This is a genomic window from Gemmatimonadota bacterium, from assembly GCA_022560615.1.
Taxonomy (GTDB): domain Bacteria; phylum Gemmatimonadota; class Gemmatimonadetes; order Longimicrobiales; family Gaopeijiaceae; genus UBA1138.
The window spans coordinates 69,184-83,525 of the sequence record JADFSR010000002.1 but is presented as its reverse complement, the minus strand read 5'-3'; the positions used below and the strand labels follow the sequence as shown (position 1 = coordinate 83,525).

The window sequence follows — 14,342 nt, the reverse complement described above, 5'->3', positions numbered from 1 at the left end:
GCGCTCGGAGACCGCCAATGCTCGCTGCACGTGCCACACGGCAGCTCGTCTCCGGGCCGGGCTCAGAAGTTTCCCTCAGCGACCTCCTTCAGGATGCTGATGTCCACCACCTGGTCGGCCACGATCCTCTTCAGGCGTGTGTTCTCCTGTTCCAGGGCCTTCAGCCGCTTCAGAGCCTGGATCCCCATCCCGCTGTACTGTTTCCGCCAGCGATGGTACGTCGCTTCGCTCACCTCCAGACGCCGGCACGCATCGACGATCGACGCCCCGCCGCTCAACAGCGCGTCCGCCTCGCGTAGCTTCCGCACGATCTGTTCCGGCTTGTGTCGCTTTCTCATCCTCGAGCCCTTCCCCCTGTTGGGGTCGTTGGACTCTGACCCTCTGCATGCACGGGAAGCTCCATGCGCGAGAACCGGGAGATCCCTCAAAGACCGCCCGCACGTGATGGCGTGCCGGGCCGCATCGGGGAGGCAGAGCCGTAGCCGATGATGCACGGTCGAGGGAAGTCGGACGGACGCGTAGTACCAACGAAGTCGGCGAACGCTACGGCGTTACAGCGGAGGTCGGGAAGCCATGGCAAACCCTACACGGGCACGCAGGGGGAAACCCCGGAACCAGCCAAGGGTGAGCCTACAGCGGAGCGGTCCCGAGGTGGCGACGGCGCGGAGTCGGTGGAGGGAAGGCGTCCGGCCAAGGGGAACACGGATCGGCAAAACGCGTCCCGGACACAGAGCCGGACAGACGCGCCGAGTGCGCTGGACCGTGTGCGCCGAGTGGCAGCTCGGCAGAAGGATGCGAAGTTCACGGCGCTTCTTCACCACGTCACGATTGATCGCTTGCGTGCGGCGTTTCTCAGCATCAAGAGAAGGCAGCCGCAGGCGTGGACGGTGTGACGTGGCAGCACTACGCGACGGATCTGGAGAGCAATCTTCAGGACCTGCATGCGCGGGTGCACCGAGGGACGTATCGAGCGAAGCCATCTCGAAGGGTGTACATCCCGAAGGCGGATGGGCGGCAGCGACCGCTCGGTATCGCGGCGCTGGAGGACAAGATTGTCCAGCGCGCCGTCATCGAGGTCTTGAACGCCATCTACGAAGTGGACTTCCTCGGCTTCTCGTACGGGTTCCGTCCCGGGCGCAACCAGCATCAAGCGCTGGACGCTCTCGCGGTCGGGATCGTGCGCAAGAAGGTGAACTGGGTGCTCGAAGCAGACATCCGTGGTTTTTTCGACGCCATCGACCACGGGTGGCTGATAAAGTTTCTCGAGCATCGGATCGCGGACCGGCGGGTCCTTCGCCTCATCCGAAAGTGGTTGAAGGCGGGGGTGATGGAGGAGGGTGAGTGGCAGGCGAACGAGGTGGGCTCACCGCAGGGGGCGACAGTATCACCGCTGCTGGCGAACGTCTACCTCCACTATGTCTTCGATCTGTGGATCCAGCAGTGGCGGACGCGGCACGCCGAAGGCGACGTGATTGTCGTGCGGTACGCCGACGATGTCGTGGTCGGATTCCAGTATCAGAGCGACGCCACTCGCTTCCGGATGGAACTCGATGCGCGGTTAAGAAAGTTTGCGCTCGAACTCAACCCGGAGAAGACACGGCTCCTGGAGTTCGGTCGGTACGCCGCTGAACGCCGAGCCGTGCGGGGCATGGGCAAACCGGAGACCTTCGACTTTATGGGCCTCACCCACATCTGTGGCAAGACTCGAGCGGGAGACTATCTCCTCGTCCGTCACACGTCGCGGAAGCGGATGGCGGCCAAATTGCGATGGGTCCGAGACGAGCTCATGCGTCGTCGCCACCTCTCCATCAAGAAGCAGGGTCTGTGGTTGTAGCGCGTGGTGGGAGGCTACTTCAACTACCATGCGCTGCCGACGAACATCGAGGCCCTCCAGCAATTCCGCAAAGAAGTGGCACGTCATTGGTTCCGCGCGCTTCGGCGACGGAGTCAGAAGGACCGTACGAGTTGGAACTGTATGGCACCTCGTGTGGAGCGCTGGCTACCCGTGGCTCGTATTCAGCATCCCTGGCCGACAGATCGGTTCGACGCCAGGACCCAAGGTGGGAGCCCGGTGCGGTAATTCCGCTCGCCCGGTTCTGTGCGGGGGGCCCCGGGCAACCGGGGTCCCTACCGCGACGTCGCACAGGAAGGTGGGGCAGCACGTGATCGGTGACGTGGGCCGCGACCTCGGCCATGCGCCGCGTATTACGGTCTCGGCCTCTTCCTAGCTGTCGAGTTCGTCACGGACCGCGAGGGGAAGACGCCATCGGCGGAGGTCGCGTCCTACGCGGTCGAGCGAATGAAGGACCTGGGTATACTGCTCAGCGCCGACGGCCCCGATCACAACGTCATCAAGATCAAGCCACCCCGGCCCTTCTCGCTCGCGGACGCCGAGCGCTTGGTTCGGGAGCTCGACGCGGTCCTGGGTGAAGACCGCGTGAGGGAGATCGCTGGGCGGGATTGAGCCGGAGCACGTCATCCACCGATGGTATCGGGAAGTGCGGAGCCCTCGGCTCGCATCGCAGTCGAGCACCCGGACCTGTCCCATGTGAAGGTGATGATCTTCAACGCGGGGATGGGCCGGTCCAGGTCCGTCAGTACCATCGTCGACGGGTTGACGAATAGGCACGCAATCGTAGACCCGCTCAGGGGGATGCTCAGGGTCGACGCGCCCGTCGTCGTCGCCGAGCCCGACACGCTCGACGCGTTGAGGCGGTTGTGGATCCGGATGCCGGCCCTCGGCGCCGGATCGAACGCATACTCGAAGTGGCCGTCCCAGTTGAAGCCGAAGCCGGCGCGTTGGAAGTTCAGCGTGCCACCGGTGATCGATATCTCTCCGCAGTAGCTCGTCGGGCAGAGCGAGAAGTCCACCGTAATCTGCATGGGGCCGGGGTATCGCATGACGACCGTGCAGGTATTCCCGTTCCTCACGCAGGGCCCGGTGAAGCCCTGGAGCACGGAGCCCTCCGCCGGCGTCGCGGTGATGACCACCGAAGTGCCGTCCTCGTGGTCATTGCCCGCGGGGACTGTCGTGATGAACCCATTGCCGGCGCCGGCCCGTTGGATCAGAAGCCGGACCAACGGGGGACGCACGGTGATCTGGACCGCCGCGCTCGGTCGGCCGATTGCGGCGTTGGTGCACGTGACGGTGATCGTCGTCGTCCCCGGTCGGAGAGGCGTCACCTGGCCTCGTTGATCGACGAGCGCAACCGTGGGGTCGCTCGACAGCCACGTGAAGGCCGACCCCTCGGTCGTGACCCCGCCCTTCGTGACCCCACGAGCCCCGACGTGCGCAGCATCCCCTACCCGGGGATTCAGGCTCGTCGTCTCGAGCCGGACCGCCTCGCAGGTTGGCCGAACATCCGTGGACCCACAGGCTGCGCAAACCCATAACACCACGACGTAGTACCCACGCCATCGACGCTCCATCGTATGCCTCCGACCGTTCTCCTGCTCGGCAACCCCATCCATGAGCCGGTACGTAATGATGTCGCATCGTGAATGTGTGAGGCAAGCGCCAGGTTCAGACAAAAGCGGTCATCGTGCGACACTCCCGTCACCGCGCGGTGCGTCCAGCGCAGCGGCTGACGGAGGGACTCGCGTCGCTCGCGGGGCGGCACGAAGTCATCGGCGACGTCCGCGGTCTCGGCCTCTTCCTAGGTGTCGAGTTCGTCACGGACCGCGAGACGAAGACGCCATCTGCGGAGGTCGCGTCCTACGTCGTCGAGCGAATGAAGGACTTGGGTATACTGCTCAGCGCCGACGGCCCCGATCACAACGTCATCAAGATCAAGCCACCCCGGCCCCTCTCGCTCGCGGACGCCGAGCGCCTGGTTCGGGAGCTCGACGCGGTCCTGGGTGAAGACCGCGTGAGGGAGATCGCCGGGCGGGGCTGAGCCGGACTCCGCAACAGTCCGTCGAGAGCCCGTCGCAACCTCCGAGCGCCCCACACTGTCCTATACCTTGACTGTCTAGGTATCCATGCCGCATACTCCTGGATACCCAGTCTAACTAGGTAACAGGGAGATCCGGTGGCCAAGCCCCGCAACAAGCTGCTCCACGGCACGCTCGTGCGCCACAGGGTCGTGCGGATGGCACGGATGAAGATCCGCAGGACCGCCCCGGCGATGTCGGGGCTGCCCTCCAGGAAGGTACGGAGCCGCTTCGGAAGGCTCAGCACCCACTGTCGCACAAGGAAGGTGGGGCAGCACGTGATCGGTGACGTGGGCCGCGACCTCGGCCATGCGGCGCGTATTACATGACGGGCAGACGCCCCGCGTCGCGCATGAGAACGCGAGCAGCCGCTCGTGGCCACAGTCGTCACACCGTACGCGAGCAAACCCGTGGGCGAGGATGCCGCAGCGGAGGGGGCACCGCGCGAAGCGTGGTCCCTTAGATCCTTCTCCACCCACGAGGGCACACCGTAGCCCATGGGATCGCTCTCGGTGGCTTGAGCGAGGAACGTCTCTAGATGATGCTGCACCACCGGGTAGAGCGGCGTGGTGGTAGGCCGGCGCGGTCGGTAGACGTGCCGGGAGCCGGCCCAGTCGGGTGTACGGGCCGGGGTGTGTCGGTATCGGTGGAGGCGCTGCGCCGGGGTCGCCATCGCGGAGCTTGCCCCCGAACCCGGGGCGTTACCATGGGCGAGCGGGCGAGGTCTCGTGCGGACGCTGGCGGCCAAGACACGAGCCGACGGCGTGTAGCGAGCGTGTGCCTTGACCGCCAGCCCCAGAGAAGGGCGCAACAGCATACGTATATATCAGAAGCGAGTATACGTATACCTGCCGGAAGCCGGTCGTGAAGCCTGGCTGGGTCCCCCGTCTTGATCTGCCCCCCCCGACGGCCGCCCTCAGCGCGCTGTCAGTGCCACCAGCTCCGCCGGGTGACCGGGCCCACCCACCGCTACGACGATGTACTGGCGGCCATCGACCATGTAGGTCATCGGCGTGCCCGTGGCTCCGGCTGGTAGCTCGATCTCCGCGACGGTATCGCCCGTCCGCTTGTCGTATGCCCTCAACCATGGCGCGCCCCCACCGGCGACGAAGAGCAGCGTCGGCGTGACCATCGAGCCGGCGCGTCGCGCTTCCCCGGTCTTGGGGACATCGACGCCCTCCAGCGCGGGATGATCGCGTACGAAGTCCGGAGTGTCGCCGTTCGGAACCATCCACAAGTGCTCGCCGGTGTTCAAGTCGATCGCCGTCACTCTGCCCCAGGGAGGCTTGATGAGCGGCAGGCCCTGCGGTCCCTCGAGGCGCCAACGCGCATCGATGTAGTTCATGTCCGACTGCTCGGGATCGTTGAACAGGCCCCTCACGATGGGCCTCGTGATCGACGCTACGTAGAGGACTCCGCTCTCCACGTCGACCGCGGCGCCCTCCCAGTTCGCGCCACCGCCCTGCCCGGGGGACTGGATGAGCCCCTTGGGACCGTCCACGGCACCCTCGAGCGAGGGCGGTGTGAAGAGGGGGCCCATCCGGTACTGCGAGGCGATCTCGACGGCTTCGGCCCTCAGCTCGGGCGTGAAGTCGATCAGGTCGTCGACCGTGATCCCTTGCAGGTCGAAGGGCGCGGGCTTGCTCGGGAATGGCTGCGTCGGTGAGGTGCGCTCGCCGGGGACGTCACTCCTGGGTACGGGCCGCTCCTCGATCGGCCAGATCGGCTCGCCGGTCAGGCGATCGAAGACGTAGGCGAAGGCCTGTTTCGTGACCTGAACGACGGCCTTGATCGGTGTGCCGTCCACCGTGACGTCCACGAGGATCGGCGGCGCCGGATTGTCGTAGTCCCAGATCCCGTGGTGGACCATCTGGAAGTGCCAGACTCGCTCTCCGGTCAGGATGTCGAGGCACACCAGGCTCTGCGTGAAGAGGTTGTCCCCGAGTCGATGACCGCCGTAGTAGTCGCCGGTCGCGGCTTCGGTGGGCAGGTAGACGAAGCCGAGCTCCTCGTCGACCGAGAAGGGCGCCCACACTCCGGCGTTGCCGGTGTAGCGCCACGACTCGTTCTCCCACGTATCGTGTCCGAGCTCGCCGGGCAGAGGAATCGTGTGGAAGATCCACAGGCGCTCCCCGGTCCGTGCATCGTAGCCGCGTACGAAGCCAGGCGTGTTCTCCCTGCTCACCGGGTTGAGCCCCGTGAGCATCGCCGCACCGACCACGACCACGCCGTTCGAGACGACGGGAGGGGAGCTCGATCCGATCGTTGCCTCGATGGGATCCACCGGTCGGTCCAGGCCGCTCTTCAAGTCGACCACGCCGGACTGCCCGAACGCTGGCACAGGGCGTCCTGTCCTGGCATCCAGTGCGACCAGATGGTAGCCGGGGGTGATCACGAAGATCCGCTCGTCGGGCCCATCCTTCCAGTACGACACGCCCCGCCCCGAACTGACCCGGGGCGCATAGTCCGTGCGGACGCCCTCGTCCATGCGATACATCCAGAGCGTTTCGCCGCTCGCGGCATCGATCGCGACGACAGCCCGCCGGTACCCGGCCGTGGTGTAGAGCACGCCGTCGACCATGATCGGCGTGACGCGGTAGTTGAACTCGGGCTCGGGGCCGAAGTTCTCGGCCTGCCAGCGCCAGGCGATCTCGAGGCTCCCCACGTTGTCGCGATCGACCTGAGAGAGAGCCGAATACTTGGTGCTCCCGCCGTCGGCGGCGTACGCAGGCCACTCGCCGTTCCTCGCACCGTCCTGCGCAAGGATGGGGGCCGCCCAGAAGAGGGCGATGAGCGACAGCGTCAGGCGATGGATTTCAGTCCGCTGGATCATGCCGCCAAGATGCGGCGCTGAGGCTCAGCCGAACAGGACCGCTTCGACCACGAGGCCCGGCCCGAAGGCGAGCGCCACGCAGGGACGCGGGGCATCGCGCCGACGCAGTCTGTCGAGGATGAAGAGCACGGTGGCCGAGGACATGTTGCCGTATTCGGCGAGCACGTCGCGTGAGACCTCCATCGCGCCGTTCGTCAGCCCGACGGCGTCGACCACCGCGCTCAGCACGCGCGGCCCCCCCGGGTGCACGGCCCAGGATGCCACGTCGTCGAACCCGAGCCCGTGCTGACCGAGCCACTGCTCGAGCCATCCCGACAGGTGTGCCCCGATGAGGTCGGGTACAGTGGCCGAAAGCGTCATGCGGAAGCCGTGGTCGCCGATGCGCCACGACATCGCGTCCGCGGAATCGGGCATGAGCAGCGTGCCGTTTGCGAGCACCCGCCACGCGCCCGTGTTCTCGCCGTCGTCGGAGACGCCCACCACCGCGGCGGCACCGTCGGCGAAGAGCGCGTTGGCCACCACGAGTTGGGGGTCCCGACCGTAGGCGAAGTGCAGCGTGCACAACTCCACCGCCGACACGAGCACCCGGGCGTCCGGGTTCGCGCCCGTGAACGATGCCGCCACACGCAGCCCGTTGAGCGCGCCGTGGCACCCCATGAAGCCGATGTGCGTGCGTTCGACGCCAGGCGAGAGCCCCAGCCGGTCGATGAGCACCGCGTCGAGCCCCGGAGAAAAGAAGCCCGTGCACGAGACCGTCACGACGTGGGTGAGCTCCTTCGCTTCGAGTGCGGCGTCCCGAAGTGCCGCGCGCGCGGCGGCCTCCGCGAGCGCCGGCGCGTCGGCCTCGTAGCGCCTCATCCGGAGCTCTGTGGACGGGCCGAGGTCGTCCTTGTCGACAGCCTCCTCGTAGAACGACTGTCGGTCCATCGGCGGGCCTTCGGCTCTTTCGAGTAGTACGCTGTGACGCTTGCGCACGCCGGTCTTCCGGTAGAGCGCTCGGATCGTCCCTGCGCGCTTCGGGTCCAGCGCGGCGAAGCGGGCACCGATCTCGGCAGCGTCCGTCTGCGCGATCGCGTGCTCGGGTACCGAAGTGCCGAACCCGGTAAGGAGCAGGCTCATGACACCGACAGGCGTACGACCGGCGCCGCGCCGGCGCGGCGTACGAACGGACCCGCCACGGCCGGCAGACGCGCCAGGAGGCGTAACGTGGAAAGCACGAGCCGTGGCCGGCGGGACGTCCACGCCACCGCGCGGCAGAGCCTCTGCGCCCGCGCCATCGACTGCGAGTGGGCTCGATCCCACGCCACGAGCAGCGCGGGATCCCACCCTCGGGCCGCTCGCGCCGCGAGTGGGGCGAGCGCGCGGGCTCCCGCGAGTGCCCAGGAGATACCCTCTCCGGTGAACGGCTCCACGTAGCCGGCGGCGTCGCCTACCGCGAAGACGCGCTCTCGGCCCCGCGTCCGTGGGGATCTCGTCAGCGCGCGCGTGCCTTTCCATCCCACCGACGGACGCTCCGGCAACGTGGGAGAGCCTGCGGTGCGCAGCAGTGCCGCGACCGCGTCACCGGGTGAGGCATGCTCCCTCAGCCATGAGGGATCGAGCGCGGCTGCGACGGTCAGGCTGCCGTCCGCGACCCGGACGAGTCCGACGTATCCGCCTTCACCCACGACCATGTGAATCTCGCCGCGTGCGTACGCCGCGGTGTCCGGTGCGAACACCGCACCAACACCGATGCGCGAGCCGGGCGTGAGCCTGTCGCCGCCGCCGCCTTTTGCCGCAGACAGCCCGCCACCGAGTCCACCTGCATCGATGACCACGCGCGCCGCAACCTCTAGATCGCCCTCCGCCCGCTCTATCCGGACGATGCGCGTGCTGCCGTCGATCGGCCCGAGGCGGGCGCGCGCCGGTGTCATCGCCACGACGCCGGCTTTCCGGGCGGCGCTCAGCAGCATTTGGTCGAAGGAGCGCCTCGATACGGCCATCGAGCCGCTCAACGGCACGCACGCCTGAGTGGACCACGCGGCGAGGCGAAGGCGCCGGAGCGGTACGCCGTCCGGTGGCTCGGGGAGGCCCGCCTCGCCGAGTAGCTCCAGGGTCCCCGGGCTCAAACAGGCACCGCAAACCTTCCAGCGTGGCATCGGCTGACGTTCGACCACCAGCACCGAGAGATCACGCCGGGCGAGCTCGAGGGCGGTCATCGTGCCTGCGGGACCGGCGCCTACCACGACGGCGTCGTAAACGGCGTCATACACGACGTCGGTCGAAGTGTCGATCGCGCTCACGCGCCGCGCCGCCACGTCAGCTGGAAGCGCTGGGGCCAGCACGCCTCGACGCGCGCACCGTCGAGTCCTGCGCGGCGCGCGAGATCGCGCGCCTCCTCCAACGAGAAGGCCCCCTCCACCGAGCGGGGTCCGTCCGTGTGGGCTACCTCCGACCGTGAGATCACCCTGAGCACGCCGAAGGCGAGAAGGTATCCCGCGACGGTTCGCCGCAGGTCCTGAACCAACAGGGTGCGACGTGTCCCTTCGGCCATCGCCTTGAGCAGGGCGACAGCCTCGTGCTCGTCCAGGTGGTGGAGAAAGAGCGACGAGCACACGACGTCGTAGCTGTCGGGAATTCCTCCTTGCAGCGCATCCAGCTCGAAGAAGTGCGCCCGGACGCCGGCACGCTCAGAGTTCTCGCGTGCGACTTCCAGCGCCGCCATGCTCACGTCGCAGCCGTGCACCTCGAGGTCGAGACCGGAGCGAGCCGCCCGGCGGGCGAGCGAGACCACGACGTCCCCACCTCCGCAGGCGATGTCCAGAACGCGGATCGTCCGAGGGGCCCCGGCGTTGTGCAGTCCATGGATCTCGGCCCAGATCCTGTGAGCCACGCGCGATAGCGCGTTCACGCGAGCGAGCGCGCGCAGGGCGCTGGCTCGTCGCGCGGGTGCGAGACTCGGAGCATCCATGAGCTCCGGTCGGCGGTGACGGGTGTCGAGGTCGGGCAGAATCATCCCGACCAGAATAGGGTGGCGGACCGGCCTGTCCTACAGCGCCCGAGCCCTCCCTACCCGATCCCTTCCGCCCGCGCCCCTGTGAACGGTATGGAGCCGGCGCCTTCGGGCAGCTCGATGTACCCGGTGACGGAGTCGCCATCCACGGCGCCGCCCACCCCCAGCGTGTACCACTGGCCCTCGTAGAGTACATCGAGTCCGAAAGACAGCGTCGACCCGTCGACCATGCCGTTGGATATTCGGGCGTCTGGCACCGCGCTCAGTTCTACCGTCCCCGTCACCGTAGTGCCTTCCTGCACCAGGGCCAAATAGAGGGTCACCGCTCCGCCTCCCTGCGGGTCCTGGAAGGAGAGCTCCCAGTTGCCTGTGACGTCGACGTCTTGCGCGGCTAGCGGAAGCGCGATGAGTGTCAGTGCTACGGCAATGACGCCGAGGCGGGTCAGGAGGTGGGCCATGAGGAGCTCCGGGTATGAGGGCCTTCGCGACGTTCTAAAATGCTTCGAGCTTGTGGAAGACCTCGGTTCCGTTCTTGAACCAGTGCTCGCGGAACGGAGACTCGGAGACGTCGCCTAGGAAGTGGTCCGCGGTCATCGAGTGAGGGAAGAGCTTCATCTCCCCTTGCTCGTTCTCGTGCACGGTGTAGTCCCCGCTGATCTGCAGCGTGGTGCGGAGCCGTTGGTCCCCGTTCATCATGAAGCCCTGCAGTAGATGCGTCGTGGTCTCCCACGCGCCCTGGGTAACGCTGAGGTCCATGATCGGATCACCGCCGCCGAAGATACGAACCCGCAGCTTATCGCTGGTCTCGATGAACTGCGCATCAATGTTCTCGGGGTGGTACGGGAAGTGGAAGCGCTCGGACTTGATGCGGCGCGCCTCCGCGGAGCTCGTGGCGGCGAGGAACGGGAAGAAGGCCGCTTTCGCGTGCTGGCCCCACTCCGCGACCAACGGCGGCACGATCACCGAGAACATCAACTCGGTATAAGGGCCCACCACGCTGTCGTCGAAGAGGAAGGCTGTGACTGAGAGCACGCTTCGCTGGTGGGTCACCTCGATCGGTTCGAGGTGCTCTGGCAGCACCGCGCGCGCGTCCGCCGTCGCCATCTCGAAGAACGCGCTGACGCCTGAGCGAAAGCGATAGATTCCTACGGACATACGTCGTACCTGCGGAGGACCCGCACCATGGCGGCTACGCCTTCCTCCAATTCTTCCTTCGAGTGCGCCGCCGAGATCGACATGCGGAAGCGCGACTTGTGCTTGCCGACCGCCGGGTACCTCACGGGGTTGATGTAGACACCTTCGCGGAAGATGTCCTCACCCATCTGGAGGACACGCGCGTCGTCCCGGACCATGATCGGGATGACCTGCGAAGTGGAGTCCCCGATCGGGACCTCTGCGTCCGCGAGAAGCTTCTGCATGTAGGCGACGTTTTCCCACAGCTTGGCGCGCAGCTCGGGCTCGGTACGTGCCAACTCCAGCGCCTTCAGGACGCCTGCAACCACGACGGGCGAAAGCGCACAGGAGAAGACGCGGGAGCGTGAGAAGCCGCGCAGGTAGTTGATCAGCTTGTGCGAGCCGGCGGTGTAGCCGCCCTGGCCGCCGAGGCTCTTCGAGAACGTGCCGAGATGGATGTCGATCTCGTCGTCGAAGCCTTGGTCCTCGACGACACCCTTGCCGGTCTCTCCGTAGATGAACGCAGAGTGCGCCTCGTCGATCATGATGCGGGCACCGTACTTCCTGCACACCTCGACGATCTCGGCGAGCGGCGGCACGTCACCGTCCATCGAATACACACCTTCGACGATCACCAGCTTCTTGCCATCGAAGCCCTTCAGCTTGCTCTCGAGGTCGTCGACGCGGTTGTGGCGGAAGAAGCGCGACTTTGCCTTTGACAGGATCATCCCGTCGACCACGCTGGCGTGTGCGAACTGGTCAGCCACGATCAGGTCACCGGAGCGCATCAGCCCGGCGATCGTTCCCACGTTGGCGCTGTAGCCCGTGGGGAAGATCAAGGCCGCCTCCTTGCCTTTGAACGCGGCGACTTCCTCGGCGAGCTGTTGGTGTAGGACGGTCGTCCCGCTCAGAATGGGCGAGCCCGACGAGCCACCGCCGTAGATATCCACGGCGTCCTTGATCGCCTGCTTGACCTCCGGACGATACGATAGCCCGAGGTAGTTGTAGGAGGCGAAGTTGACGAGGCCGCGGCGGATTTCGCCCGTATGCGTGTCCTCGACGTCGACCCGAGTCCCCGGCTGGGAGTGCAGCGGCAACTCGTAGAGGTAGTAGCCGGACGGCTTGACCTCACGCCACCAGTCGTCGAACGGTTCCAAGAGGGCGAACGCGTCGCTCCCGGAGCCGAAATAGAAGTTGGTATAGTCGTACTCCATCGCGCTCGGGACCGCGGGCGGCGCATCGACCGCGCTGTCTTCCATAGGGAGGCGACTCGTCGGTCGTCTGGCCGCTTCGGTGGCCTCGGCCGTGGAGCTTCCGTCTTTCGGCTTGGACATATCGTGACCGGCTCGCTTGCGTGAAGTCAGTCCACAATCTCCCGAAATGAGCCGCCGGATTCAAGGAGAAATACACAGATGAAGGATTGCACTGATCGTTTGCGGGGTTGGGCGCCTCCCGGGGAGTGGCGCCCGGCTTCGGCGGGCGGCTTCCTAGCCGCGGCCGCCGACCGACCCTATTCTCGGAGATGCCGGGAACCACCCCAGCCGGGGAGGTCTTTGGTGAGCAGCATTCTCGCGCTCCATCAGCCCTGAGAGAACCATGCCGAGTACGTCAGTTGAAGCAGCGGTACGGGACGCCTATGCCGTCGGCGCAGAGCATCGCGTCGAGGACCTTTGCTGTCCCGTCGACTACGATCCCCGCTATCTCGAGGCGATTCCCGACGAGGTCGTCGAACGCGACTACGGATGCGGAGACCCGAGCCGCTACCTGCGAGAGGGCGAGACCGTACTGGACCTCGGAAGCGGCACGGGCAAGATCTGCTTCATCGCCTCGCAAGTCGTGGGAAGCGAGGGGCGCGTGATCGGCGTGGACATGACGCCGGAGATGCTAGACATCGCGCGGCGGAATCTCCCGGAAGTGGCGAGTCGCGTCGGGTACTCGAACGTCGAGTTCCGACGGGGACGCATCCAGGATCTCGCGCTGGACCTGGATGCGCTCGAACGCGTGCTCGAGAACGACCCGGTGTCCGATGTCGACGGCCTTTTCGCCGCCCAGGCGGTTGCGGACGACCTTCGCCGCACCGAGCCGATGGTCGAGGACGAATCCGTGGACGTCGTCGTCTCGAACTGCGTGCTCAACCTCGTCGAGGGGCGGGACAAGGCGCAGCTCTTCCGCGAGATCTTCCGCGTTCTGCGGCGCGGTGGCCGCGCCGTGATATCCGACATCGTTTCGGACGAGGTCCTGCCAGAGCCAATGCGAAACGACCCCGAGTTGTGGAGCGGATGTGTGGCTGGCGCGTTCACCGAAGGGGACTTCCTGAGGGCCTTCGAGGACGCCGGCTTCTACGGCATCCAGATTCGCGCGCGCCAGGAGAGGCCGTGGCGGACCGTTCTCGGCGTCGAGTTTCGTTCGGTTACCGTGGAGGCGTTCAAGGGCAAAGAAGGAGCCTGCCTCGAGCGGAAGCAGGCAGTGATCTACCGGGGTCCGTTCAAGGAAGTGCTCGACGACGACGGGCACCGTCTGCGTCGGGGTGAACGTGCGGCGGTCTGTGACAAGACCTTCCAGATCTATCGAAGCGAGCCGTACGCGAGCCACTTCGAGTTCGTCGAGCCGCTCGAGCCCATCGCGCTCGTGGACGCAGAGCCGTTCGATTGCGCGAGGACGGCCCCGCGGCACGCACGGGAGACCAAAGGGCTCGAGTACGACGTCACGACCGAGGCCGCGGGCGATGTGTGCGGACCGGACGGCTGCTGCTGAGCGGGGATTAGCCGCGGGCTGCTGGCGCTGACGCCATCTTCATACGCATGCGAACGCTCACGCGGCGGTCAAGCGCGGCCAGCGGATCACGGACAATCCCCTTCGACTTGTCGCGTTTCCCGTCCGGTGCGCTGATGTGTTACCCCAAGGGAACCGACGTCAGGGTGCCGGGCTGAGGAGAATCGCCGCCTCCGGAAGCCGAGCCTGGCCGACAGTTCCGGCGGACCGCGCCAGCGTCAGAACGGTAGCCCGTCGTCCCCGTCCCCGTCCCCGTCCCCGTCGCCAGAGTCCGGCGGGTCCGGGAAGGGCTCGTCGTCGGGCATCGGCGGGGCGCCTCCGGAGTCGTCCCGCTCGACCTTCCAGGCCTTGACGTCCGTGTACCAGCGCTCGTTGTACTCGCGGCTGGCGATATCGATCGATACCGTGACGCGCTCGTCGATCTGCACTCCGAACGAATCGATATTGTCCCCCCACTGCACGATGCAGATTTGCTTCGGATAGTTACCCTCGGTCTCGAGGATGAACTCCTGCTTGCGCCAGGGACCCTTCTGGCTTTCGCCGGACTGCTCCTCCAACAACTTCTTGACGATTCCGGTGATCTTCAGGTCCATGCGGCGTTTTGTCTCGGCGGTGGGTCGTTGGCTGTGGGAAAAAACA

At 66.4% G+C, this 14,342-nt stretch carries 13 protein-coding genes and 2 pseudogenes; 4 read left to right on the top strand and 11 right to left on the bottom strand.

What is annotated here, in order from left to right; translation table 11 throughout:
• Positions 1-62: 62 nt before the first annotated feature.
• Positions 63-338 (bottom strand): transposase, encoded by a 276-nt coding sequence (locus tag IIB36_02170; protein MCH7530551.1) that lies wholly within the window; start codon positions 336-338, stop codon positions 63-65.
• Between the two features lie 150 nt (positions 339-488).
• Here IIB36_02170 and ltrA point away from each other — a divergent pair.
• Positions 489-2,166 (top strand): annotated as a pseudogene (gene ltrA / locus IIB36_02165) (group II intron reverse transcriptase/maturase).
• Positions 2,167-2,299: 133 nt separating this feature from the next.
• Complete coding sequence (locus tag IIB36_02160; GenBank protein MCH7530550.1) at positions 2,300-2,464, top strand: hypothetical protein; 165 nt, start codon at positions 2,300-2,302, stop codon at positions 2,462-2,464.
• An 11-nt stretch (positions 2,465-2,475) separates the two neighbouring features.
• Here IIB36_02160 and IIB36_02155 read toward each other — a convergent pair whose 3' ends face one another.
• Positions 2,476-3,471, bottom strand: coding sequence for an Ig-like domain-containing protein (locus IIB36_02155; GenBank protein ID MCH7530549.1), 996 nt, complete (start codon positions 3,469-3,471; stop codon positions 2,476-2,478).
• A 68-nt stretch (positions 3,472-3,539) separates the two neighbouring features.
• Between IIB36_02155 and IIB36_02150 the strand changes: the two genes are divergently transcribed.
• Entirely contained in the window at positions 3,540-3,896 is a 357-nt protein-coding gene (locus tag IIB36_02150) for an aminotransferase class III-fold pyridoxal phosphate-dependent enzyme (protein MCH7530548.1), read from the top strand.
• A 182-nt stretch (positions 3,897-4,078) separates the two neighbouring features.
• On the opposite strand, the pseudogene IIB36_02145 reads toward IIB36_02150, so the two are convergent.
• From IIB36_02145 to IIB36_02110, 8 genes and pseudogenes are all read right to left on the bottom strand, one after another.
• Positions 4,079-4,367: pseudogene (locus IIB36_02145) on the bottom strand (transposase zinc-binding domain-containing protein).
• Positions 4,368-4,849: 482 nt separating this feature from the next.
• Positions 4,850-6,766, bottom strand: a complete 1,917-nt coding sequence (locus tag IIB36_02140; GenBank protein MCH7530547.1) for a pyrroloquinoline quinone-dependent dehydrogenase — start codon at positions 6,764-6,766, stop codon at positions 4,850-4,852.
• Between the two features lie 24 nt (positions 6,767-6,790).
• On the bottom strand, positions 6,791-7,885 hold the full coding sequence (locus IIB36_02135; GenBank protein ID MCH7530546.1) for a type III polyketide synthase: 1,095 nt from the start codon (positions 7,883-7,885) through the stop codon (positions 6,791-6,793).
• Complete coding sequence (locus tag IIB36_02130) at positions 7,882-9,048, bottom strand: NAD(P)/FAD-dependent oxidoreductase (GenBank protein MCH7530545.1); 1,167 nt, start codon at positions 9,046-9,048, stop codon at positions 7,882-7,884. Before IIB36_02130 ends, IIB36_02135 begins: the two co-directional genes overlap by 4 nt.
• Complete coding sequence (locus IIB36_02125) at positions 9,045-9,761, bottom strand: methyltransferase domain-containing protein (protein ID MCH7530544.1); 717 nt, start codon at positions 9,759-9,761, stop codon at positions 9,045-9,047. Before IIB36_02125 ends, IIB36_02130 begins: the two co-directional genes overlap by 4 nt.
• Positions 9,762-9,814: 53 nt before the next feature.
• Complete coding sequence (locus tag IIB36_02120; protein MCH7530543.1) at positions 9,815-10,216, bottom strand: hypothetical protein; 402 nt, start codon at positions 10,214-10,216, stop codon at positions 9,815-9,817.
• A gap of 34 nt (positions 10,217-10,250) precedes the next feature.
• A complete protein-coding gene (locus IIB36_02115) occupies positions 10,251-10,913 on the bottom strand; it encodes a hypothetical protein (protein ID MCH7530542.1) in 663 nt (220 codons plus the stop codon).
• Entirely contained in the window at positions 10,904-12,190 is a 1,287-nt protein-coding gene (locus IIB36_02110; protein ID MCH7530541.1) for an aminotransferase class I/II-fold pyridoxal phosphate-dependent enzyme, read from the bottom strand. The genes IIB36_02115 and IIB36_02110 overlap by 10 nt, the downstream gene beginning before the upstream one ends.
• 337 nt (positions 12,191-12,527) lie before the next feature.
• Between IIB36_02110 and IIB36_02105 the strand changes: the two genes are divergently transcribed.
• The gene (locus IIB36_02105) at positions 12,528-13,685 is read left to right on the top strand and encodes a methyltransferase domain-containing protein (protein MCH7530540.1); all 1,158 of its coding nucleotides are present in this window, start codon (positions 12,528-12,530) and stop codon (positions 13,683-13,685) included.
• A 236-nt stretch (positions 13,686-13,921) separates the two neighbouring features.
• Here IIB36_02105 and IIB36_02100 read toward each other — a convergent pair whose 3' ends face one another.
• Entirely contained in the window at positions 13,922-14,290 is a 369-nt protein-coding gene (locus IIB36_02100; protein ID MCH7530539.1) for a DUF3127 domain-containing protein, read from the bottom strand.
• Between the last annotated feature and the right edge of the window lie 52 nt (positions 14,291-14,342).

Bases quoted from the DNA above. Each gene is read 5' to 3' on its own strand.
- IIB36_02170 (MCH7530551.1), bottom strand. From the start codon at position 338: ATGAGAAAGCGACACAAGCCGGAACAGATCGTGCGGAAGCTACGCGAG.
- IIB36_02160 (MCH7530550.1), top strand. From the start codon at position 2,300: ATGAAGGACCTGGGTATACTGCTCAGCGCCGACGGCCCCGATCACAAC.
- IIB36_02155 (MCH7530549.1), bottom strand. From the start codon at position 3,471: ATGGATGGGGTTGCCGAGCAGGAGAACGGTCGGAGGCATACGATGGAG.
- IIB36_02140 (MCH7530547.1), bottom strand. From the start codon at position 6,766: ATGATCCAGCGGACTGAAATCCATCGCCTGACGCTGTCGCTCATCGCC.
- IIB36_02135 (MCH7530546.1), bottom strand. From the start codon at position 7,885: ATGAGCCTGCTCCTTACCGGGTTCGGCACTTCGGTACCCGAGCACGCG.
- IIB36_02125 (MCH7530544.1), bottom strand. From the start codon at position 9,761: ATGATTCTGCCCGACCTCGACACCCGTCACCGCCGACCGGAGCTCATG.
- IIB36_02120 (MCH7530543.1), bottom strand. From the start codon at position 10,216: ATGGCCCACCTCCTGACCCGCCTCGGCGTCATTGCCGTAGCACTGACA.
- IIB36_02115 (MCH7530542.1), bottom strand. From the start codon at position 10,913: ATGTCCGTAGGAATCTATCGCTTTCGCTCAGGCGTCAGCGCGTTCTTC.
- IIB36_02110 (MCH7530541.1), bottom strand. From the start codon at position 12,190: ATGGAAGACAGCGCGGTCGATGCGCCGCCCGCGGTCCCGAGCGCGATG.
- IIB36_02105 (MCH7530540.1), top strand. From the start codon at position 12,528: ATGCCGAGTACGTCAGTTGAAGCAGCGGTACGGGACGCCTATGCCGTC.